The 20996-nt window shown below is 70.1% G+C and carries 23 protein-coding genes and 1 pseudogene; 9 read left to right on the top strand and 15 right to left on the bottom strand.

What is annotated here, in order from left to right:
* Positions 1-113 precede the first annotated feature (113 nt).
* Positions 114-353 (top strand): helix-turn-helix transcriptional regulator, encoded by a 240-nt coding sequence (locus H6927_17715; GenBank protein ID MCP5219921.1) that lies wholly within the window; start codon positions 114-116, stop codon positions 351-353.
* 159 nt (positions 354-512) lie between these two features.
* On the opposite strand, the pseudogene H6927_17710 reads toward H6927_17715, so the two are convergent.
* From H6927_17710 to H6927_17695, 4 genes and pseudogenes are all read right to left on the bottom strand, one after another.
* A pseudogene (locus tag H6927_17710) lies at positions 513-1310 on the bottom strand (RepA).
* Between the two features lie 37 nt (positions 1311-1347).
* Positions 1348-1560, bottom strand: a complete 213-nt coding sequence (locus H6927_17705; GenBank protein MCP5219920.1) for an AlpA family phage regulatory protein — start codon at positions 1558-1560, stop codon at positions 1348-1350.
* Between the two features lie 341 nt (positions 1561-1901).
* Positions 1902-3320 (bottom strand): amidohydrolase, encoded by a 1419-nt coding sequence (locus H6927_17700; protein MCP5219919.1) that lies wholly within the window; start codon positions 3318-3320, stop codon positions 1902-1904.
* Between the two features lie 13 nt (positions 3321-3333).
* Positions 3334-4341, bottom strand: coding sequence for a tripartite tricarboxylate transporter substrate binding protein BugE (locus tag H6927_17695; GenBank protein ID MCP5219918.1), 1008 nt, complete (start codon positions 4339-4341; stop codon positions 3334-3336).
* A gap of 138 nt (positions 4342-4479) precedes the next feature.
* On the opposite strand from H6927_17695, the gene H6927_17690 reads away from it, so the two are divergent.
* Complete coding sequence (locus tag H6927_17690; protein ID MCP5219917.1) at positions 4480-5469, top strand: LysR family transcriptional regulator; 990 nt, start codon at positions 4480-4482, stop codon at positions 5467-5469.
* Here H6927_17690 and H6927_17685 read toward each other — a convergent pair.
* From H6927_17685 to gpmA, 5 genes are all read right to left on the bottom strand, one after another.
* Positions 5466-5783 (bottom strand): BON domain-containing protein, encoded by a 318-nt coding sequence (locus tag H6927_17685; protein ID MCP5219916.1) that lies wholly within the window; start codon positions 5781-5783, stop codon positions 5466-5468. The genes H6927_17690 and H6927_17685 overlap by 4 nt on opposite strands.
* Before the next feature lie 50 nt (positions 5784-5833).
* Positions 5834-6157 carry a DUF883 family protein gene (locus H6927_17680; protein ID MCP5219915.1) on the bottom strand — a complete coding sequence of 108 codons (324 nt, stop codon included), beginning with the start codon at positions 6155-6157 and terminating at the stop codon, positions 5834-5836.
* 92 nt (positions 6158-6249) lie between these two features.
* On the bottom strand, positions 6250-7011 hold the full coding sequence (gene moeB / locus H6927_17675; protein MCP5219914.1) for a molybdopterin-synthase adenylyltransferase MoeB: 762 nt from the start codon (positions 7009-7011) through the stop codon (positions 6250-6252).
* Positions 7012-7046: 35 nt separating this feature from the next.
* Entirely contained in the window at positions 7047-8483 is a 1437-nt protein-coding gene (locus H6927_17670; GenBank protein ID MCP5219913.1) for a S41 family peptidase, read from the bottom strand.
* 100 nt (positions 8484-8583) lie between these two features.
* Positions 8584-9327 carry a 2,3-diphosphoglycerate-dependent phosphoglycerate mutase gene (gpmA, locus tag H6927_17665; protein MCP5219912.1) on the bottom strand — a complete coding sequence of 248 codons (744 nt, stop codon included), beginning with the start codon at positions 9325-9327 and terminating at the stop codon, positions 8584-8586.
* Positions 9328-9458: 131 nt separating this feature from the next.
* Here gpmA and H6927_17660 point away from each other — a divergent pair, with 131 nt between their 5' ends.
* The 4 genes from H6927_17660 (at position 9459) to H6927_17645 (ending at position 11734) form a co-directional block, all read left to right on the top strand.
* The gene (locus H6927_17660) at positions 9459-9866 is read left to right on the top strand and encodes a rhodanese-like domain-containing protein (GenBank protein ID MCP5219911.1); all 408 of its coding nucleotides are present in this window, start codon (positions 9459-9461) and stop codon (positions 9864-9866) included.
* 15 nt (positions 9867-9881) lie between these two features.
* Complete coding sequence (gene grxC, locus H6927_17655; protein MCP5219910.1) at positions 9882-10139, top strand: glutaredoxin 3; 258 nt, start codon at positions 9882-9884, stop codon at positions 10137-10139.
* Between the two features lie 79 nt (positions 10140-10218).
* A complete protein-coding gene (secB, locus tag H6927_17650) occupies positions 10219-10659 on the top strand; it encodes a protein-export chaperone SecB (GenBank protein MCP5219909.1) in 441 nt (146 codons plus the stop codon).
* A 49-nt stretch (positions 10660-10708) separates the two neighbouring features.
* On the top strand, positions 10709-11734 hold the full coding sequence (locus H6927_17645) for an NAD(P)-dependent glycerol-3-phosphate dehydrogenase (protein MCP5219908.1): 1026 nt from the start codon (positions 10709-10711) through the stop codon (positions 11732-11734).
* Between the two features lie 57 nt (positions 11735-11791).
* On the opposite strand, the gene H6927_17640 is transcribed toward H6927_17645, so the two are convergent.
* Together H6927_17640 and H6927_17635 are read right to left on the bottom strand one after the other, a co-directional pair.
* Positions 11792-12646 (bottom strand): segregation/condensation protein A, encoded by an 855-nt coding sequence (locus H6927_17640; GenBank protein ID MCP5219907.1) that lies wholly within the window; start codon positions 12644-12646, stop codon positions 11792-11794.
* Between the two features lie 86 nt (positions 12647-12732).
* Positions 12733-12984 carry a DUF3460 family protein gene (locus H6927_17635; GenBank protein ID MCP5219906.1) on the bottom strand — a complete coding sequence of 84 codons (252 nt, stop codon included), beginning with the start codon at positions 12982-12984 and terminating at the stop codon, positions 12733-12735.
* Between the two features lie 95 nt (positions 12985-13079).
* On the opposite strand from H6927_17635, the gene H6927_17630 reads away from it, so the two are divergent.
* On the top strand, positions 13080-13601 hold the full coding sequence (locus tag H6927_17630; GenBank protein ID MCP5219905.1) for an outer membrane protein assembly factor BamE: 522 nt from the start codon (positions 13080-13082) through the stop codon (positions 13599-13601).
* Positions 13602-13676: 75 nt separating this feature from the next.
* Positions 13677-14264 carry an acyloxyacyl hydrolase gene (locus H6927_17625; GenBank protein MCP5219904.1) on the top strand — a complete coding sequence of 196 codons (588 nt, stop codon included), beginning with the start codon at positions 13677-13679 and terminating at the stop codon, positions 14262-14264.
* On the opposite strand, the gene H6927_17620 is transcribed toward H6927_17625, so the two are convergent.
* Positions 14265-16082, bottom strand: coding sequence for an ABC transporter ATP-binding protein/permease (locus H6927_17620; GenBank protein ID MCP5219903.1), 1818 nt, complete (start codon positions 16080-16082; stop codon positions 14265-14267). It abuts the gene before it with no gap.
* Positions 16083-16199: 117 nt separating this feature from the next.
* Between H6927_17620 and H6927_17615 the strand changes: the two genes are divergently transcribed.
* A complete protein-coding gene (locus H6927_17615; GenBank protein MCP5219902.1) occupies positions 16200-17519 on the top strand; it encodes an MgtC/SapB family protein in 1320 nt (439 codons plus the stop codon).
* A 165-nt stretch (positions 17520-17684) separates the two neighbouring features.
* Here H6927_17615 and H6927_17610 read toward each other — a convergent pair whose 3' ends face one another.
* The 3 genes from H6927_17610 to H6927_17600 all read right to left on the bottom strand — a co-directional run bounded on the left by H6927_17610 (position 17685) and on the right by H6927_17600 (position 20992).
* Positions 17685-18911 (bottom strand): DUF1501 domain-containing protein, encoded by a 1227-nt coding sequence (locus H6927_17610; protein ID MCP5219901.1) that lies wholly within the window; start codon positions 18909-18911, stop codon positions 17685-17687.
* A 52-nt stretch (positions 18912-18963) separates the two neighbouring features.
* Complete coding sequence (locus tag H6927_17605) at positions 18964-20511, bottom strand: DUF1800 domain-containing protein (GenBank protein MCP5219900.1); 1548 nt, start codon at positions 20509-20511, stop codon at positions 18964-18966.
* A 94-nt stretch (positions 20512-20605) separates the two neighbouring features.
* On the bottom strand, positions 20606-20992 hold the full coding sequence (locus H6927_17600; GenBank protein ID MCP5219899.1) for an EF-hand domain-containing protein: 387 nt from the start codon (positions 20990-20992) through the stop codon (positions 20606-20608).
* Between the last annotated feature and the right edge of the window lie 4 nt (positions 20993-20996).

Raw genomic sequence — 20996 nt, 5'->3', positions numbered from 1 at the left:
AGGTCATTCTATGGCGCTTGAATTAAATTGTCACTCATAGTGCGGGTACTTATAAGGCGTAGCCCTATAGAGGGGGTACTCATAGAGTCATTTCTCTTTAAGAAGAGAGAAATATGGCCCTTGATCCCCGACTACGCTTCGGCCTGAAGCTGATAGAAATCAGAAAGACCAGAGGGTGGTCGCAAGAACGCCTGGCACTGGAAAGTGGCTTGGCACGCAGCTATCTGGGGGGTGTTGAGCGTGGGCAGCGCAACATCGCATTGCTCAACATTTTCAAGCTGGCCGAGGCGCTGGGGGTGGAGCCTTCAGTACTGCTGGAGGCACCGGCTACCGGACAGGAGCCTGCACCGTAACATCGTAGCGTTACGTTATCGTAGCGTTACGATGTCGTCTGAAAAGGGTGAGTGCTCCGGGCAGGGCCGTCGAAGGAATATTGAAAACAGCCGACGCCAAGTAGCCCTGCTATTTTTAATAACGAGTAGCCACGCAGCGACCGGAGGGAGCGAAGGATTGCCTCCTTTGCTTGCCCCAACGTTCAAGGTGAACATGCGGTAGACCAGCCATGTGTAGATGTCCATCGCCAGAGGCGACTTTATGAGCGCACGTAGTGCCTCCATCTTGAGTGGCACGGGGGCGCTGATCAGACGTTTAAAAAAGTCTGTGCTCAAGGTGATCGAGCTTTCCCATGCCCCTCGTCGCACCGTATCGCGAGAGCTCCAGAAGACGAACGCCTCCTCCGCGATGAGGATGTTTCTGACGTGCAGCGCATCGCCATCTGCACCACCGACGGTAATCATCGAATGCACCAGCCGCAAGCTCTGGTCACGCACTCGCGCGATGTACCGGCCATCATTGTGCAGATCAAGACTTTGCAAGAATGCCGCCTGGGAACGCCCAAGCGATAGATCGGGACTACCTGTGCGAACGGCTTCAGTACACATCCACGCCAGCAGCAGGCGCGGCAGCCCGCCATACGGTACGCCATAGTCAGGGTTGGCTACGATGGAAAGGCTCAGCTTGCCCGTGCCGCGTTTGAAATGGTTGGTCTTGGGGTCTGTATGAGGAAGCGTGGCCTGCGCCAGAAAGTGTGCGATGTAGCCTGTAGCGCCTGCGTTGCGGGCCTGCTCGATCTCCAGCTCCACAGCTTCGTCGATCAAGTGGCGTACCCGTGGAGTCAATGCATGGGCGGCGTCGTGCTGCTCTGCCTGCTTCGCCACCTCGGTGGCATTCTGCCTGATCCGCTCCAGCGGATCGCGCTTGAGCGTGACTTCTGCCACACCAGCGTCCAGCAAATTGCCCACGCTGCGCATCGCCAAGTCCTGACCTTGACCTGCGAGATCGCGGCGATCAGGGATGGACAGCGTTGTTGCTGGCAGTGCGGGCGGCAGCGGCCTTCTGTCCAAGCCATGTATCAATCTCGTGCTCCAGCCATCCGACAACCCGCTTGTTGATCTGGATGCATACCGGGAATGTCGGATCATCGCGTGTGATCCGCCAGAGCGTTACGTCGTTGATACCGCCAAGCTTTTCGCAGACGGCCTTGCGGCGTAGAATTTTCATCGTCCTCACCTCCTGCACATTGAAAGTCGATGCAGGAAGTTTCAGATGGCGACCCGGCAGCGGTCACGGATTCCCAGAAGGGAATTTTTGCAGCAAAAAATCCGACGGCTGCGATGCAGGACAGGCAAGCGATGCACGGGCCTCGCTCCGGGTAGCAGCGGCCAAAGTGTATATGGAAGTGACTACAAGATGAGTGATAACAGAGACAATGCCGCTACCACACACGCTTTTCGGCTAAACTTCCTGTTCAACGTCTGAACGGACCTGCTCCCGGTACCTGTCGGTTCATGCCAGGTGCCGGCGCGGCCGCCGCGCCGGCAGGGCTGGCACGACGGCAAGCATCAGGCGCGCAGGAACGGCAGCGGCACGTCCGCCGGTATCGGGCACTGGTAAGGCTTGCCCTGCCGGCGCTCCAGCAGTTCCGCCTTGGCCTGGGCAATCAGTTCGGGCCGGGCCACCAGCTCGATGGCGGTGGCCGCGAGCACGCGCGCCGCGCGCACCATGCCGGCATGCGCCAGGCCGGACTGGCCCTGTGACACCAGTTGCCACGAGTGCATGGGCGTGCCGAAGGCGAAGCAGGCCACCCAGGCCTGCGCCGTGGGGGTGATCCAGCTCACGTCGGCCACGTCGGTGGAGCCGTACAGCACGTCGTTCACGCTGGCGTCGTAAGGCGCCACGCCCTCGAACACGGCCGGCGCCTTGCCGCGCAGCACGCTGGCCAGCGGGCGGCTGACGGCGTCGATGTCGCTGGCGGTCAGCGTGGCCTGGAAGTCGACGGCCCTGGTTTGCTCGGCCGTGCTCACCTTCAGCGCGCCTTCGGCCTGCAACTTGGCGTACATCACCTGGTTCAGCGTGGCGTTTTGCAGCAGGTTGGAGCAGGCCTTGTCGAACACAATGTCGACTTGGCAGTCGGTCATCAACGCGGCGCCGCGCGCCACGTTCTGCACCCGCTCGTACAGCGCAGTGGCCTCGTCGTTGCGCACGGCACGGATGAGGTAGAGCACCTCGGCGCGCGCCTGCACCACGTTGGGCGAGGTGCCGCCGGCATCCGTCACCGCGTAGTGCACGCGGGCGTCGGGCGGCATGTGCTCGCGCAGGTAGTTCACGCCCACGTTCATGAGCTCCACCGCGTCCAGCGCGCTGCGTCCCAGATGCGGCGACTGCGCGGCGTGCGAGGCCTTGCCGTGGAAGATGAACCGGGCCTGGATGTTGGCCAGCGTGCTCTGGCTGAACACGCCGGAAAAGCTGGCCGGGTGCCAGGTCAGCGCCACGTCCACGTCGTCGAACACGCCGGCGCGTGCCATGAAGGTCTTGCCGGAGCCGCCTTCCTCGGCCGGGCAGCCGTAGTAGCGCACGCGCGCCTTCTGGCCGCTGGCCTGCAGGTGCGCCTGCAGCGCGATGGCCGCGAAATGGGCCGAGGTGCCCAGCAGGTGGTGGCCACAGCCGTGGCCGGCCAGGCCGGGGCTGTCGACCGAGGGCGTGCACACCAGGGCGCCGCTTTGCTGGTTCAGGCCCGACAGCGCGTCGTATTCGCCCAGGAAGGCGAGCACCGGCCCGGTGTCGCCCCATTCGGCCATGAAGGCCGTGGGGATGTCCGCCACGTTGCGGGTGATGCGAAAGCCCGAGCTGGCCAACGCGTCCATGTGCAGCTGGGCCGAGGCGGTCTCGGCGTAACGCAGCTCGGCCAGTTTCCAGATCCGGTCGGCCAGCGCGGTCATGCGCGGCGTCTCGCGCGTGAAGAAGTCTTGCAGTTCGGTCATGCTTGTGCCGCGCTCATTCCGGCTTGACGCCGGCCTTGTCCAACAGGGCCTTGTTGCGCTGGATCTCCGCCGTGATCTCGGCGGCAAACTGGCCCTGGTCCATCCTGGTGGGCGTGGCGCCCAGCTTGCGCAGGTGCTCCTTCACGTCGGGCAACTGCACCGCCTCCAGCGAAGCCTGCCGCAGGCGCTGGACGATGGGTGCCGGCGTGTCCTTGGGTACGACGATGCCGAACCAGCTGATGCCCAGCTGGTTCAACCCGTCGTAGCCAAGTTCCTTGAAGGTGGGCACGTTGGGCAGGTCGGGCGAACGGCCATTGGCGGCCTGCGCGATCGGGATCAGCTGGCCGTCCTTGATGTGCGGCATGGCCGAAGGCAACTGGTCGGGCATCAGCTGCACCATGCCGGCCAGCGCGTCGTTCAGCGCCGGGCCGCTGCCACGGTAGGGCACGATCAGGATGTCGGTCTTGAGCGTCTCGTTGAACGAGGCCAGCATGAGGTGGCCCAGCGTGCCCAGGCCCGGCACGGCGCCGCTGATCTTGCCTGGCTCGGCCTTGACCTTGGCCAGGAATTCCTCGAACGTCTTCACGCCCAGCTTGGGGTGCACCATGTACACGGAGGGCATGGTCACCAGCTGAGCCACCGGCGTCAGCTTGGCGCCCAGGCTCTCGGCGCGCTTGAACAGCAGCGGGTTGATGGTCATGGTGCTGACGGTGGCCATGCCCACGGTGTAGCCATCGGGCGCCGCCTGGGCCACGGCCTCGGTGCCCATGAGACCGCCGGCGCCGGCCCTGTTGTCCACCACCACGGGTTGCTTGAGCGTTTGGCGCAGCCCTTCGGCAAACACGCGCGCCACGACGTCGGTGGAGCCGCCGGCGGCAAAAGGCACGACCAGCTTGATGGGCTTGCTGGGCCAGGCGTCGGCGGCGTGCGCGGCGTGCGGCAGGGTCAGTGCGGCGGCGACGCCGAAGGCGGCGATGGCCGTGGCTTTGAGGACGTATCGGCGAGATGGTGTGGTGAACATGGCGGTCTCCTTGGAATGATGCGGCAACTGTAGAAGGCCGGGCCCGGCCGAGGGTGCGGTTTTGGCGGTGAGCTATAAGGCTGGCCGATGGCTGCATACTGGAGGCCTGAGCCATTCGATACGCTTGCCATGCCCTCCATGGACCATTCCGATGGGTTTCCCGAAGGCCGTGTGCTGTTTGCACGCCTGGCGCGGCACGCGCGGTTGCGCCAGCTGCAGTTGCTGCTGGCCTTGCATGAGTGCGGCTCGGTCGTGCGGGCCTCGGTGCAGCTGGACATGAGCCAGTCGGCGGCCACGCAGGCGCTGGCCGAGTTGGAGCGGGTGCTGGGCCTGCGCCTGTTCGAGCGCCACGCACGCGGCATTCGGCCCACGCCGGCGGGTCAGGCCCTGATCGATGCGGCGCGTGGCATGCTGAGCGAGCTGGAGGACGCCGCGCAGACCCTGGCCGCCATTCGCCTGGGAGCATCCGGGGCGCTGCGGCTGGGAGCCATTCCGGCGGCCGCGCACGCCATTGTGGCGCCGTTGCTGACCCGCTTCTGCACCCGGCATCCGCAGGTGCACGTTGACCTGAAGGAGGCGGAAGGCCCTCGCCTGCTGCCGCTGCTCATCAGCGATGGACTGGATGCCGTGTTCTGCCGCCAGCCATCGCAGCTGCCCGAGCCCTTCGTGTTCGAGTCCCTTCTGGCCGACGAGGCCGTGTTCGTCGTCGCCGCCCGCCACCCGCTGGCAACGAGCCGCCGGGTGCCACTGGCCGCGCTGGGCGACACGCGCTGGGTCTTGCCCATTTCCAACATCGCCGTGCGCGACATCTTCGAGCGCGTGGTGCTGGCTCAGTTGCCGCAGGCACAGTGGTTTCCGGTGGCCACCGTGTCGCTGCCGGTGCTGCGGGGGTTGCTGGGCCAGCCCCAGGCCTTGGGGCTGGTGCCGCGCAGCATCGCGCATGGGCTGGTCCAGGCTCAGGATGCGGGCGGCATCCAGATGCTGGATGTTCGGGTGGATCCGGCGCAGCGGTCCCTGGCGCCATTGGGCGCCGTATACCACCGCGAGAGAGCGCCGCTGCTGCTGCGCGAGATGCTGGCCTTGTGGCGCGCCGCGCCGGTCGCGGCCGTGAGCGCGGCGGCTTCTTAACGCACCACCAGGTTGTTGCGCACGGTGCGCACGCCCTTGACGGCGCGGGCGATTTCCTCGGCGCGGGCGCGCTCGGCCGCGCTCTTGGCAAATCCGCTCAGGGCCACTTCGCCGTGCAGGGTCTGCACGTTGATGGCGCCGGCGTCGACCTGCTTGTCGGCCACGAACTTGGCCTTGACTTCGGTGGTGATGGCCGAATCGTCGACGTAGGCGCCGGCCGATTCCTGGCCGCGCACGACGGAGCAGCCGGTGGTGGCAGTGGCCAGGGTCACGCCCATGGCGGCGGCGATGATCAGGGTGCGGACAGCGTGCATGGTGAGCTCCTTGGGTGCTGGATTTTTGGGACGAACGTCTTGACTGTACTTCAGCGTTTGCGGCGGCCCAGCAGCAGCGCCAGCGCGGCGCCCGCGGCGGCAGCGATGGCCATGGACTGGAGCGGCTTTTCGGCCACGTAGGCGCTGGTCTGGCTGGCCACGCCGGAGAGCTTGTCACGCGCCTGCGTGCGGGCGTCGGCGGCCGCCGCCCGGCCGCGGCCGGCCAGCTCGCGCGCCTGGGCCGACAGCGAGTCGACCGTGGGCTGCAGCTCGTCGAGCATCTGGCGCAGCCGGGTGTTGGCCTTGTCCAGCGCGTCGTGGATGCGCGGGCGGGACGCGTCGGCGTCGGATGGGGTGGATGGATCGGGGTTCATGCGGTGGCTCCTGAAAGACGGGCGCCCGCTGGGCGTCCTGACCTGCGGCAATGGGTGCCGTCCTGCATCAGCTGGCGGCGGCGCCGGGTTTTTCAACCGGCGGCGGGCGGCGGCTGGCAGACCGGGCAGTCGCTTTGGCGGCGCAGCCGCACGGTGGTGAACTCGGCCTGCCGGCTGTCGATCATCAGCAGGCGCCCCACCAGCGGCTGGCCGATGCCGCACAGCAGCTTGATGGCCTCGGCGGCCTGCAGGCTGCCCACCAGCCCCACCAGCGGCGCCAATACGCCCGAAGTGGCGCAGGCCACCTCGGGCACCGTCTGCGTGGGCGGAAACACGCAGGCGTAGCAGGGCGAGTCGGCGCGGCGCGGGTCGTACACCGACACCTGGCCGTCGAAGCCGATGGCCGCGCCCGACACCAGCGGCTTGCGGTGGCGCACGCAGGCGGCGTTGAGCGCGTGGCGCGTGGCGTAGTTGTCGCCGCAGTCCAGCACCACGTCGGCGGCGGGCACCAGCGCGTCCAGCAGCGCGGCGTCGGCGCGCCGGGCCACGGTGTGCACCTGCACGCCGGGGTTGATGGCCTCGATGGCCTGGCGCGCCGAGTCGACCTTGGGCTGGCCGACGCGGGCGGTGGTGTGCATGATCTGACGCTGCAGGTTGGTCAGATCGACCGTGTCGTCGTCGATCAGGGTCAGCTGGCCCACGCCGGCACTGGCCAGGTACAGCGCCACCGGCGAGCCCAGGCCGCCGGCGCCCAGGATCAGCGCGTGGGCGGCCAGCAGCTTCTGCTGGCCTTCGATGCCGATGTCGTCGAGCAGCACATGGCGCGAGTAGCGCAGCAGTTGCGAGTCGTCCATGGCGGCGCCGGCGGGCCGCGCGGCGGCCCCGGGGCTTATTCGGGTTTGGGCTGCTCGTCCTTGCGCTCGACCAGCGTGGTGCTGACCTTCACCGGCTCGCCCTTGAGCTTGGCCAGGGCCTGCACCAGCGGGAAGTCCTTGTCGCTGCCGTACTCGGGCGGGCGGCTTGCGGCGGCGGTCTTGCGCGACTCGGTCTCGAGCTTCTTGAGGGCCTGCTCGCGTTCCTTGGTCAGGGCCGGGTCCTTGACCTCGGGGCCGCTGCCGGACAGGTGGTGCTCCAGGTCGGCCTCGCGCATGCGCAGCACGGCAAAGGGGCTGCCCTCGGCGGTGTCGTCGACCATGATGTCGGGCACGATGCCCTTGGCCTGGATGGTGCGGCCGCTGGGCGTGTAGTAGCGCGCGGTGGTCAGCTTGAGCGCGGTGTCGGGGCCCAGCGGGCGCACGGTCTGCACCGAGCCCTTGCCGAAGGTCTGGCTGCCCATGATGACGGCGCGCTTGTTGTCCTGCAGCGCGCCGGCCACGATCTCGCTGGCCGAGGCCGAGCCGCCGTTGACCAGCACCACCAGCGGCACTTTCTTGACGGCCGCGGGCAGGCTGGCCAGCGGGTCGGCGCCGCGCCGGCGCATGTAGTCCTCGGGCACGGCCTTGTACGCGGCCTTGCTTTCCTCGATCTGGCCGTTGGTGGTGACCACCGTCGCGCCCTCGGGCAGGAAGGCGGCGGACACGGCCACGGCGGCGTCCAGCAGGCCGCCCGGGTCGTTGCGCAGGTCGAGCACCAGGCCCTTCAGGTTGGGGGCTTTCTTGTAGATGTCGTCGAGCTTGGCGACGAAGTCCTCCACCGTGCGGTCCTGGAACTGCGACACCCGGATCCAGGCGTAGCCCGGCTCCATCACCTTGCCCTTGACCGACTGGGTGCGGATTTCCTCGCGCGTGATGGTGACCGGGAAGGTGCGGTCCTCGTCGCGGCGCCAGACGGTGAAGCGCACCGGCGTGCCCGGTTCGCCGCGAATGCGCTTGACGGCGTCGTTCAGCGACAGGCCCTTGACGGCGGTGTCGTCCACCTTGGTGATCAGGTCGCCCGACTTCAGGCCGGCCTTGTCGGCGGGCGAGCCCTCGATGGGCGAGACCACCTTGACCAGGCCGTCTTCCTGCGTGATCTCGATGCCCACGCCGACGAAGCGGCCGGTGGTGCCTTCGCGAAATTCCTTGAACGACTTCTTGTCGAAATACTGCGAGTGCGGGTCCAGCCCCGACACCATGCCCGAGATGGCGTCGGTGATGAGCTTTTTCTCGTCCACCGGCTCGACGTAGTCGGTCTTGATCAGGCTGAACACCGCGGCCAGCTGCTGCAGCTGCTCCAGCGGCAGGGGCGCCAGCGTGCCGCGCGCCACCGTCTGCAGCGAAACGGTGGTCAACGCGCCGGCCAGCGCACCCACGGCGATCCAGCCGGCGATCTTGGATTTCTGACTCATGATGACGGGGCTTTCGTGGCGCAAGCGCTCAATATACAAGGTTCGGGAGGCCGCTCGATTTGGTGTGGCCGCCGGGCGCGGAAGTTCCGTGGCGCCGTGCTCAGCCGCGGCCCTGCTGCGCCACCGCGGCGGCGGCCTGCTCGGCGGCCTGGGCGTCGCCCAGGTAGTGGTGGCGCAGCGGTCGCAGGTCGGCGTCGAGCTCGTACACCAGCGGGATGCCGTTGGGGATGTTCAGCCCCACGATGTCGGCGTCGGAGATGCCGTCCAGGTACTTGACCAGCGCGCGGATCGAGTTGCCGTGCGCCACCACCACCAGGCGGCGGCCGGCGCGGATCTCGGGCGCCAGCACCGCGTTCCAGTACGGCAGCACGCGTGCCACGGTGTCCTTCAGGCATTCGGTCAGCGGCACGTCGCTGGGCTGCAGGTGGGCGTAGCGCGGGTCGCCGCGCTCGCAGCGCGGGTCCTCGGGCGTCAGCGCGGGCGGCGGCGTGTCGTAGCTGCGCCGCCAGGTCAGCACCTGCGCCTCGCCGAACTTCTTGGCCGTCTCGGCCTTGTTCAGGCCCTGCAGCGCGCCGTAGTGGCGCTCGTTCAGGCGCCAGTGCTTTTGCGAGGGCAGCCACAGGCGGTCCATCTCGTCCAGCGTCAGGTGCAGGGTGCGGATGGCGCGCTTGAGCACGCTGGTGCAGGCCAGGTCGAACGCGTAGCCCTCGGCCTTCAGCAGGCGGCCGGCCTGGCGCGCCTGCTCCACGCCGGTGGGCGTCAGGTCGACGTCGGTCCAGCCGGTGAAGCGGTTTTCCAGGTTCCAGGTGGATTCGCCGTGGCGGATCAGGACGAGCTTGTGCATGGGGCGGGGGGATGAAATCAGGGAATGGAAAAGGCCATCGCCGAGCCTGCGGACGATGGCCATGCGCCATTCTAAAATGCCGGATTGTCCCCGCGCCGCCAGCCGGCGCCCTTGTTCAAAGGATTTTCAACGTGGATTTCGTGATTGCCAACTGGGCCCTGATCTTGCTGGCCCTGGTTTCGGGCGGCATGCTCGCCTGGCCGATGCTGCAGGGCGGCGCCGGCGCGGGCCTGTCGCCGGCGGCGGCGGTGCAGCGCATCAACCGCGAGAAGGCGGTGGTGATCGACGTCTGCCAGCCCGACGAATTCGCGGCCGGCCACGTGGGCGGCGCGCGCAGCATCCCCATGGGCGAGCTGGAGGCCAAGCTGCCCGGCGCGGTCAAGAACAAGGCCACGCCGCTGGTCATGGTGTGCGCCTCGGGCGTGCGGGCGCGCCGCGCGGTGGCCATCGCGCGCAAGCTGGGCTACGAGCAGGCCGAGGTGCTGGCCGGCGGCATGAAGAGCTGGCGCGAGGCCAACCTTCCGGTGGAACGGTCCTGAAGCGAGCATCCCGCCATGCCCCACATCACCGTCTACACCACCGGCACCTGCCCCTACTGCATCCGCGCCAAGCAGCTGCTGGCCGCGCGCGGCGTGACCGACTACGAAGAAATCCGCGTCGACCTGCAGCCCGAGCAGCGCCTGGCCATGATGGAGCGCACCGGGCGGCGCACGGTGCCGCAGATCTTCATCGGCGCCACCCACGTGGGCGGCTGCGACGACCTGATGGCGCTGGACGCCGCGGGCGGCCTGCTGCCGCTGCTGAGCGCCTGAGATAATCCGGCGACCCACGGCGGCCGGGCCCGAGGCTGCCGCCATTCGCCTTCCTTTTTCCCCTTAACCGAGACTTTCCATGGCCGATCAGGACCCCGTGTTCAACATCCAGCGCGTCTATCTGAAGGAAGCGTCGCTGGAGCAGCCCAATTCGCCCGCCATCCTGCTCGACGCCGAACAGCCCGCGCTGGAAATCAACCTGGGCGTGAACGCCGAGAACGTGGCCGAGGGCATCTTCGAGATCTCCGTCACCGCCACCGTGCAGTCCAAGATCGGCGACAGGACGGTGTTCCTGGCCGAGTGCAAGCAGGCCGGCATCTTCGAGATCCGCAACGTGCCCGAGGAGCAGATGGCCGGCGTCGTCGGCGTGGCCTGCCCGCAGATCGTCTACCCCTACCTGCGCAGCAACGTGGCCGACCTGATCCAGCGCGGGGGCTTTCCGCCGGTGCACCTGGCCGAGATCAACTTCCAGGCCATGTACGAGCAGCAGCAGGCGGCGGCGTCCGCCACCACGCAGTAATTTCAAGCCCGATCGGCCTCTGGCCCCCACCGAACAAGCCCGAACAGCTATGAGAATCATAGTCATCGGTGCCGGCGCGTGGGGCACCGCCCTGGCCGTCAACGCGGCGCGCAACCCCGCCGCCCACCAGGTGGTGCTGTGGGCGCGCGACGGCGCGCAGGCCGAGGCCATGGCGCGCACGCGCGAGAACGCGCGCTACCTGCCCGGCATTCCCCTGCCGCGCGAGCTGGCCCTGCGCGGCGGCGACGTGCCCACGCTGCTGGACGCCGCCGCCCAGGCCGACCTGGTCATCGTCGCCACCCCGGTGGCCGGCCTGCGCGCCACGCTGGCGCTGCTGCAGGGCGTGCGCGTGCCGCTGGCCTGGCTGTGCAAGGGCTTCGAGCCGGCGCAGGACGCCGGCGCGCCGCACCCCTTCGGCCTGCTGCCGCACGAGATCGCACGCCAGGTGGCGCCCGAGCTGCCGGCCGGCGTGCTGTCGGGCCCCAGCTTCGCGCAGGAGGTGGCGCGCGGCCAGCCCGCCGCGCTGGTGGCCGCCAGCCGCTGGCCCGCGGTGCGCCAGGCCCTGGTGGCGGCCTTCCACGGCCCCACGCTGCGGGTGTATGGCAGCGACGACCTGGTGGGCGTCGAGGTGGGCGGCGCGGTCAAGAACGTGATGGCGATTGCCACCGGCCTGGCCGACGGACTGAACCTGGGGCTGAACGCGCGCGCCGCGCTCATCACCCGCGGGCTGGCCGAGATGGCCCGCCTGGGCGTGGCGCTGGGCGCCGCGGCCGAGACCTTCATGGGCCTGTCGGGCCTGGGCGACCTGGTGCTGACGGCCACCGGCGACTTGAGCCGCAACCGCCGCGTCGGCCTGCTGCTGGCCGCCGGCAAGAGCACGCAGGACGCCGTGCAGTCGCTGGGCCACGTGGCCGAGGGCGTGTACAGCGCCCACACCGTGCTGCAGCGCGCGCGCCACCTGGGGGTGGACATGCCCATCACCGAGTGCGTGGTGGCGCTGCTGGACGGGCAGCTCAAGCCGGTGGAGGCGGTGGCGGCGCTGATGGGGCGCGACCCCAAGGGTGAGCTTTTGTAGCTCAATCGGCCGCTGGCCCGCGTGGAGCAAGCGTGAGAAGCTATCGAAAGATGAGCATCAGGCGGCCGGCGTGAAGGCCAGCCGCACGTAGATGGGGGCGTAGGCCTCGGCCTGCGTCACCTCGACCAGGCTTTCCTTGGCCAGCTCCAGCAGGGCGATCAGCGTGACCACCAGCACCGGCACGCCGCGCGCGGGGTCGAACAAGTCCTCGAACGGGGCGAAGCGTCGGCCCTGCAGCTTTTTCAGCACGATCGACATGTGCTCGCGCACGCTCAGCTCCTCGCGCGAGATCTTGTGGTGCTGCACCAGCCGGGCGCGCCCCAGGATGTCGGCCCAGGCGCTTTGCAGGTCGGCCAGCGCGACGTCGGGAAAGCGCGGCGTGAGCGCCTGCTCCACGTACACCTGCGCCTTCAGGAAGTCGCGGCCGAACTGCGGCAGCTCGGCCAGGCGCGCGGCGGCCAGCTTGATGCGTTCGTATTCCAGCAGGCGGCGCACCAGCTCGGCGCGCGGGTCCTCCGGCTCCTGGCCCTCGGCGCTCTTGCGCGGCGGCAGCAGCATGCGCGACTTGATCTCGATCAGCATGGCCGCCATCAGCAGGTATTCGGCCGCCAGCTCCAGGTTGCGGCTGCGGATCTCGTCGACGTAGCTGAGGTACTGGCGCGTGACCGCCGCCATCGGGATGTCGAGGATGTTGAAGTTCTGCTTGCGGATCAGGTACAGCAGCAGGTCCAGCGGGCCCTCGAAGGCCTCCAGGAACACCTCCAGCGCGTCCGGCGGAATGTACAAATCCTGCGGCAGCGCGAACAGCGGCTCGCCGTACAGGCGCGCCACCGCCACGTGGTCCACCGTTTCGGGCAGCAGCGCGGCGCTGCCGGCGTCGGCCGGCAGCTCGGCGGTGTCGGGGGTGTTCATTGGCTAAGCTTCGTGCTTCGCACTGCGGTGCAAGCCCCCTTCGGAGCGGCCGGGCGGGGGCTCATGCCCGGGTGGGGCTCAGGCGCTTATTCCGCATCGGGCGCGCTTGGGCGCGCGCCGGGCTTGGGCGAATACGCGTAGTAGACGTAGGCGGTCTGCGGCACGCGCCCGGCGCGCAGGTCGGCCTGCTGCTGCAGGTCGATGCGCTTGTCCCACAGCAGCGCGCGACCTTGGCGCTGGCTTTGCTCCAGCTCGGGGCGCTGCTGCTTGAGCGACTGGATGAAGTCGGTGGCCGCGGAGGTGTAGTGCGGGCGGGCAAACAATTTGGCGAGCGACATGGATTTTTGCAGTTGAATCGGGGGCCGGCGTGCGCGCGGCATGGGCGCCGTGCGTTACAAACGCGTTCTGTCGATTTTACCGGGACCGACCCACCATGAATCCTTCCACCCGCCGCCCCCGCCGCTGGGGCCTGGCCGCCGTGCTGGGCGCCGTGCTGACCCTGGGCGCCTGCGACCCGCAGGCCATCAAGGAGCTGGAGGAGGGCGTGTCCACCGAGGCCGACGTGGTGCAGCGCTTCGGCCAGCCCGAGCGCGTGTGGCCCGAGGCCGGCGGCGCCAAGACCTACGAATACAACCGCCAGCCCGAGGGCCTGCGCAACTACATGATCACCATCGGCGCCGACGGCAAGATGAGCGCGCTGCGCCAGGTGCTGACGCCCGAGAACTTCGCCCGCGTGCAGCCCGGCCAGGGCGTGGAGGACGTGCGCCGCATGCTGGGCAAGCCCGCGCGGCAGCTGCCCCTGCCGCTCAAGAGCCAGACCGTCTGGACCTGGAAGTTCCTGGAGCCACCCAGCACCACCAAGGCCTTCAACGTGTTCTTCGGCCCCGACATGCGCGTGCAGCGCACCGAGATCGGCCCCGACCCGGACGGGCCGGAGATGCGCGGCGGCGGTTGAGCAAAGTCCCGGCGCCGGGCCCGGATTCGGGCCGGCCGGCTGCAGCCCTGGCGCCACGGTCGGATACTGTGGCGCATGGTTTTTCGCAGGTTCACGACTTCATACCGTCGAAGCCGCTGTCGGGCCGTCGGCGGCGCGCTGGCGCTGGTTGCCGCGCTGGGTTGGGCACTGCCCGCGGCTCGGGCGGAGGCGGCCCAGGGGCTGGACCTGGCGCTGGCGGCCGGCACGGGCTCGCACCGGGTGGACAAGCTGGCGCTGGTGCTGGGCTGGACGCGGCCCGAGCCGCTGTGGCAGGGCACGACGTGGCGCCTGCGGCTGCGCCACGAGGCGGAGCTGGCCACCTGGCGCGTGCCGGGCGCGCCCGATGTGCAGGAGCTGGGCTATTCGCCCGTGCTGCGGCTGGAGCGCCCGCTGGCTGATTCAAGCACGCGGTTCTTCGTCGAAGGCTCGATCGGCGTGCGCCTGCTGTCCGGCACGCATGTGGGCGAGCACAGCCTGAGCACGGCTTTCCAGTTCTCCGACCAACTGGGCCTGGGCTGGCAGTGGGGCGCGCAGAGGCGCCACACGCTGGGGCTGCGCCTGCAGCACATCTCCAACGCCGACATCAAGCGGCCCAACCCGGGCATGAACTTCTGGCAGCTGGTGTACCGCCACAGCTTCTGATCAACTGACCGCGCTGCTCTCGATGCGATAGCGCGCCGGGGCTGCGTCGCCTTGCGCCACCAGTTGCCAGCGCCGCTGATGGAACTGCGCGACGCTGGCGCGGTGGGCGATGGACAGCAGGGCGCCGCCGGCGTGCTCGGTCAGCTCGCGCAGGCGCGTGTAGAGCGTGCGCTCGGCCTCGGGGTCGAGCGCGCTGGTGGCCTCGTCGGCCAGCACCCAGGCGGGTTTCTTCAGCAGCACGCGGGCGATGGCCAGGCGCTGCTGCTCGCCGCCGCTGAGCTTTTGCGTCCAGTTGTCGCGCTCGTCCAGGCGCTCGGCCAGGCGCGGCAGCAGGGCGTCGGTGAGCGCCTGCCGCAGCGCGTCGTCGCTGTAGCCGCTGGCCGGGTCGGGGTAGGCCAGCGCGTCGCGCAGGCTGCCGTCGGGAAAGTACGGCCGCTGCGGAATGAACATGCTGCCCGCCGGCAGCGCCACGCGCCCCCGGGCCCAGGGCCAGATGCCCGCCAGCGCGCGAAACAGCGTGCTCTTGCCGCTGCCCGAGGGGCCTTGCAGCACGGTGTGCTGGCCCGGCGCCATGGCCAGCGTGGCGCCCTGCACCAGCACGGCGCCGGTGGGCAGGGCCACGCTCAGGTCGTCGGCCGCGAGGGTGTTGGCGCCGGCGCCGCGCACGGTCTCGAGCGGGCTCGGCGAGCCCTGCTGGCGCGACAGCGCGGCCTCGAAGCTGGTCAGGCGCTCGGTGGTGGCGCGCCAGGCGGCCAGGCCGTCGTAGTTGTCGACGAACCAGGACAGCGCGCCCTGCACGCGATCGAACGCGCTGCTGATCTGCATCAGCTCGCCCAGCTGGATGGCGCCCGAGAAAAAGCGCGGCGCCGCGACGATGAAGGGAAACACCACCGCCGCCTGCCCGAACAGGTTGGTGAAGCCCACCAGCTGCTTCTGCTTGTTGATCAGGCGCAGGTAGTTGGCCAGCACGGCCGAGAAGCGCGTGTCCAGGTTGCGGTTTTCCACCGCCTCGCCCTGGTCCAGCGCGATCGACTCGCTGTACTCGCGCACCCGCACCAGGTGGTGGCGGTAGTTGGCCTCGCGCCGCTGCTGCTCGAAGTTCAGGCCGATCAGCGGGCGGCCGATGTAGTGCGTGAGCACGCTGCCCACGGTGCAGTACGCCACCGCCATCCACACCATGTAGCCGGGGATGTCGAACGCGTGGCCGCCCAGCTCGAACGCGAAGTTGCCCGACAGCCCCCACAGGATGCCGACGAAGCTGGCCAGGGTGACCACGGCGTTGAGAAAGCCCATCGACAGGCCCACCGTCTGCGCGGTGAACAGGTTCACGTCCTCCTGCAGGCGCTGGTCGGGGTTGTCGGGCACGCGCTGGCCGGGCTCGGGCAGGCGGGTGGCGTCGGCCGGCTCGCTGGGCGCGGCCACGGCGTAGCGGCCCAGCTCCATGCGATAAAAAGCGTGGTCGGTCAGCCAGCGGCGCATCAGGTCGCGCGTCATCCAGGCGCGCCAGCGCAGCTGCAGCAGCTGGGTGAGATAAAAGCGGTAGACCGCGATCACGATGAAGATCAGCGCCAGGTAGGTGAAGCGCCCCAGCTGGGTCCAGAACACGGCGGCGTTCTTGTTCTGCAGCGCGTCGTAGAAGGTGCGGTTCCACTCGTTGAGCAGCACCAGCATGTACACGGCAGCCAGGTTGAGCGCGACGATGGCCACCAGCAGGCCGCGCGCGCGCCATTTCTCTTCGGAGCCGAAGTACGGCGCCGACAGGTGCAGCACCTGGCGCAGGAACAGCCGCAGGCGAGCCAGCTTGTCGAACCGGGACATGGGAAAACTTTCACGAGTGGAAGGCAGCGCGCATGGTAGCGGCCCGCCGCCGCGCGCCGGGTGCGACCTATACTGAAAACAGACCCCAGCCCCAAGACCCTTGCACCGACGCCCTGGATGAACGCCTCGATCCTCACCCTGCCGCAGGCCGACTGGCCCTACTCGCAAAGCCTGATGCGGCTGGCGCTGGGGTTGGCGCTGGGCCTGCTGATCGGGCTGGAGCGCGAGCGGCGCGGCAAGGAGGCGGGGGTGCGCACCTTCGGCTTCATCGGCATGCTGGGCGCCATCGGCGGCGCGCTGGGCATGGCCTACGGGCTGGCGGCGCTGGCGCTGACGGGGCTGCTGGCGGTGCTGCTGAACCTGTCGTCGCTGCGTGCCAACCAGGGCACCGAGCTGACGACCTCGGCCGCCATGATGGTGACCTGCATGTCGGGCATCCTGTGCGGACAGGGGCACACGCTGCCGCCGGCGGCGGTGATGGTGATCGCCGCCGCGCTGCTGGCCTGGAAGGAGCGCCTGGCCGACTTCTCGATGGGGCTGTCGGAGGGCGAGATTCGCTCGGCGCTGCTGCTGGCCATCCTGGCCATCGTCATCTACCCGGCGCTGCCCACCGGCACCGTGGGGCCGGGCAACCTGATCGAGCCGCGCTACGCCTGGGTGACGGTGATCCTGATCGCGGGCATCGGCTTTTTCAACTACGTGCTGTGGAAGATGTACGGCACGCGCGGCACCGAGCTGTCGGGCTTCTTCGGCGGGCTGATCAACAGCAACTTCACCGTCATCGAGCTGTCCGAGCGCGTGCGCGAGGTGGGCGCGGCCTTCGTGCCCACGGCCTACCGCGGCATCCTGCTGGCCACCACCGCCATGGTGGCGCGCAACGCCACGCTGCTGCTCATCCTGGCGCCGCAGGCGCTGGTGGGAGCGCTGTCGGCCTTTGGCCTGATGGCGCTGGTCAACGTGGCGCTGGTGCTCAGCAGCATGCGCCAGCGCCGCGGCGCGCCGGCCGAGGCCGCGCCCGAGATCAACCTGGAGCTGCCGTTCTCGCTGTCGCAGGCGCTCAAGTACGGCGCCATCTTCCTGGTGCTGCACGTGGTGGGCGCGCTGACGCAGCGGCACTTTGGCGACGCGGGCTTCTACGTCGTCAGCGTGGTGGGCGGCCTGCTGTCCAGCGCCAGCGCGGTGGCGGCCGCCGCCACGCTGGCCGAGCAGGGCAACATCGAGCCCATCACGGCCGGCGTGGGCGCGGTGCTGGCCTCGTTCACCAGCCTGGTGTTCAGCCTCAGCTTCGTGCTGCGCACGCGCAGCCGGCCGCTGATCCGCACGCTGGCGGTGTCGATGGTGGCGGTGGGCGCGGCCGGCCTGGTGGGCCTGCTGGCCAGCCACTGGGCCGAGCCCTGGGTGGAACGCGTGATCGAGCTGGTGCGCCGGGGAGGGTAGTTAAGGCAACGCTGAACAAGTCCCATGCGCGTCGCGCATCCCTGATTGGGGCGGTCTGCGGCGTTGCAAATCCTCGCGATAGCCTCAGCTATCGCTGCGGTTTGCGCCTTGCATCCCATCCCCAATCAGGGCGCGCGCCATCGCAGGGACCTATTCAGCGTCGCCTTAAGCCAGCTGCAGCAGGCCGTCCAGCCGCGCGTCCCAGCGCGTGTCGGGCAGCACGTCGGCCATCTGCGCATCGGTCAGGCCGAAGGTGGGGCGCAGCAGCTGCGCCAGCACGGCGCGGAAGTCGTGGTGCACCGGCACGTCGCGCTGCTCGTGCAGGTTGGCCGCGGCCAGGCCGCTCCACTCGCCCCACCAGCGGCCGCCGGCCACGCCCGGGCCGATCAGCCACATGGCGTTGCCGTGGCCGTGGTCGGTGCCGCGGGTGCCGTTCTCCTGCGCGGTGCGGCCGAATTCGCTGGCCACCACGACCACGTCGCCGGGCTGGTCGAAGTCGCGCGACAGCTGCGCCAGCGCCGCGCCCAGGTTGCCCAGCCTGCCGGCCAGCTGGCCGGTGGCGGCGCCCTGGTTGGCGTGGGTGTCCCAGCCGCCGGCCGACAGAAAGCCGATGCGCAGGCGGCGCTCCTGCCGCATCAGGGTGCCCAGGTTGCGCGCGTCCTGCACCAGCAGGGCGGGCGGGGCGGCGCCGTTGTCGGCGGCCTGCATCTCGCGCGTGAGGTCCTGCGCGGTGCGCAGGCGGCTGTCGGCGCCCTGGCGAAAGGCCTTGGAGAGGCTGTCCTGCCCGCCGTACAGGGCCATCAGCGCCTCGCGCGCCTGGGTGTTCTGCAAGGCGCCGGGGCGCCGGGCGGCCTTGCCGTGGGCCACCAGCTTGACGGGTGCGCGGCCGTCCAGGATGCGCGGGTTGGACTCGCCCACGCCCAGCGCCTGCACCACGCCGGCGCTGCCGCCCAGGCTGGCCAGGCGGTTGAGCCAGCCGGGCGCGTCGCCGCTGCGGCCCAGGCGCGCGGTTTCCCAGTAGTACTGGGCGTCGAAGTGCGAGCGCGTCGGGTCGGGCGAGCCGGCGGCGGGGATGACGGCCAGCCGGCCCTGCCGCCACAGCGGCAGCAGCTCGGCCAGCGCGGGGTGCAGCGCGAACGTGTCGTCCAGCCTGAGCGCGGCCTGCGCGCTGCCGTCGGGCGCGGGCAGGGCGATGCCGGGGCGCAGGCGGGGGTAGTCGGGGTCGGACCAGGGCACGAACAGCGACAGGCCGTCGACCGCGCCGCGCAGGAACACGACGACGAGGCGGCCTTCGCCGCGCGCGGCGGGCGCGGCCTGGGCGAAGGCGCGCGGGCTGAGCGCCAGCGTGGCAGCGCTGGCCAGCCACCGGCGGCGGGAGAAGGCGGTGCTCATGGATTGCTCCTGAATGAATAGCTTGCTGCGCATAATTGGCGCTGGCGACAGGCTATTTCGACATGAATTCGCGGCTGGCCAGCAGCAGGCCGGCGCGCAAGGCGGGCGGCTGGGCGTCGATCTGGCGCAGCGTGGCCGGCTGCATGAAGGCGTCCAGAAAATCCAGCGCCGGCTGGCGCCGCGCCAGCGCCAGCGCGTAGTCGGTGCGCAGGGTCAGCGCCTCGGGCGCCAGCCAGGTGGCGCGGTCGGTCTTGTAGCCGTCGGGCGTGGGCCAGCGCAGCACGCCCTGGCCGGCGTTCTGCAGCAGGCCCAGGGCCTGGTTGATCTCGCGCTCGTCCTGCGGGCCGCCGGTGGCGGCCAGGGCCGAGCTGGCGTAGTCGTAAGGGGTTTTGAACAGGGTGTGGGCCGGGTCCCAGAAGGCGTCGTGCCGCACCAGGGTGCGCAGCACGGCGCGGGTGTCGCCGCCGCTGGCGGCGAAGCTGCGCGCCAGCGCGTCGACCAGCGCGGGCGGCGGCTCGTCGGCCACGAACCACTGCGCCAGGCGCAGCGCGATGCGGCGCGCGGTGGCGGGGTGGGTGGCCAGCATGCGCAGGGCGGCCACGCCCTCGGCCTCGCCGGCGCGGGCGTCCGGGCTGCCGCCGAAGCGGCGGCCCAGCACGGTCTTGACGCCCGTGTCGTGCCCGCGCGCGGCAAAGCGAAAGCCATCGGGCTGGCGCGGGCCCACCGTCCAGCCGGTGAGCACGCGGGCCAGCTCGCGCACGTCGCCCTGGGTGTAGCCGCCGTTCACGCCCAGGGTGTGCAGCTCCATCAGCTCGCGGGCGTAGTTCTCGTTCAGGCCGCGGCGCTGCTGGCCCTGCACGGTGCCCTCGGCCACGCTTTGCACCTGGTCCAGGTAGTACAGCATGGCGGGGTGGCGCGCGCTGGCCAGCAGCAGGTGCTCGAAGCGGCCCAGCGCGTGGCCGCGGATGGCCTGCGCCTGGTAGTGGCCGGCAAAGGTGCGCACCGTGCCCTTGTCGACGGAGACGTTGAGGTGGTTGAACCAGAACTCGCTCATGCGCGCCAGCAGGGGGTGCTCCAGGTCGGGGCGGCTGGCGGCCAGCAGCTTCCAGGCGGCGGACTGGCGCGCCACGGCGGCGATGTAGCGGGCGGGCTCGCTGGCCCGCAGGGCGGAGGGCGCGGGCGGTGCGGCGGGGGCGGCCATCGTGGGCGCGGGCGTGCCCGGCTGCGCCATGGCGCTGTCCCTGGCCTCGCGCTGTTCGCGCCGGGCCTTGCGCCCCTCGGCCGTGCGCTCGAAGATTTCGGGCAGCGGGGCGTCGAAGTCGCCCGGCAGGCCGCCGAGCTGGATGGGCGCCTGGCTGGCGGCCAGGGCGGCGTCGATGGCGGCCAGCGCCCAGGCCTGCGCGCCGCCGGCCTGCCGCACCTGCGCGATCAGCGCGGGCGTGGGGCCGTAGCCCAGGCGCGAGAGCGCGCGCCAGGTATTGGCGGTGGTGTCGGCGGGCGGGTTGCTGGCGCGCGCCCAGGGCGCCGCCACGGCGGCGGCGCCCCAGGCGGCCAGGCGCAGCGCGTGGCGGCGTGACAGCAGACGGGGGGTGTTTGGCATGGCCTTGACTTCGCTGGGCGCGCCGGACGATGGCGCTCCAGTGTGATCTTGCCAACGGGTGCGGCCGCTGCCGCGCCGACCGGCTTTACAAACTTTACGGGCGCGACATGGTGCCGGCCGCGGTGGCCTCGCGCTGGCGGCGGGCCTGGCGCTCGGCGCGCTGGCGGGCGGCCTCGGCGCGGATCTCGTCCTGCGTCAGGTAGCCGTCGTGGTTGGTGTCGGTGCGCTCGAACAGCTCGGCCAGCGAGGGCTTGATGCGGATGGCCACCTGGGCCTCGGCGCGCGAGATGCGGCCATCGCCGTCGGCGTCGAGCATGTTGAACAGCTGCAGCGCCTGCGCCTCGCCCCTGCTGGGCGTCCTGGCGGCCGTGGCCGGCGGCGCGGCGGGTGCGCTGGGCGCGTTGGGTGCGGATTGGGCCAGCGCGGCGGCGCCCGCGAGCGCGCCGGTGAGCAGCGCCGCGGCGGCGCGAAGGCGAAACATCCAG

The sequence above is a fragment of the Burkholderiaceae bacterium genome (assembly GCA_024235995.1).
Lineage (GTDB): Bacteria > Pseudomonadota > Gammaproteobacteria > Burkholderiales > Burkholderiaceae_C > Ottowia.
This window is presented reverse-complemented; position numbering and strand designations above follow the sequence as displayed.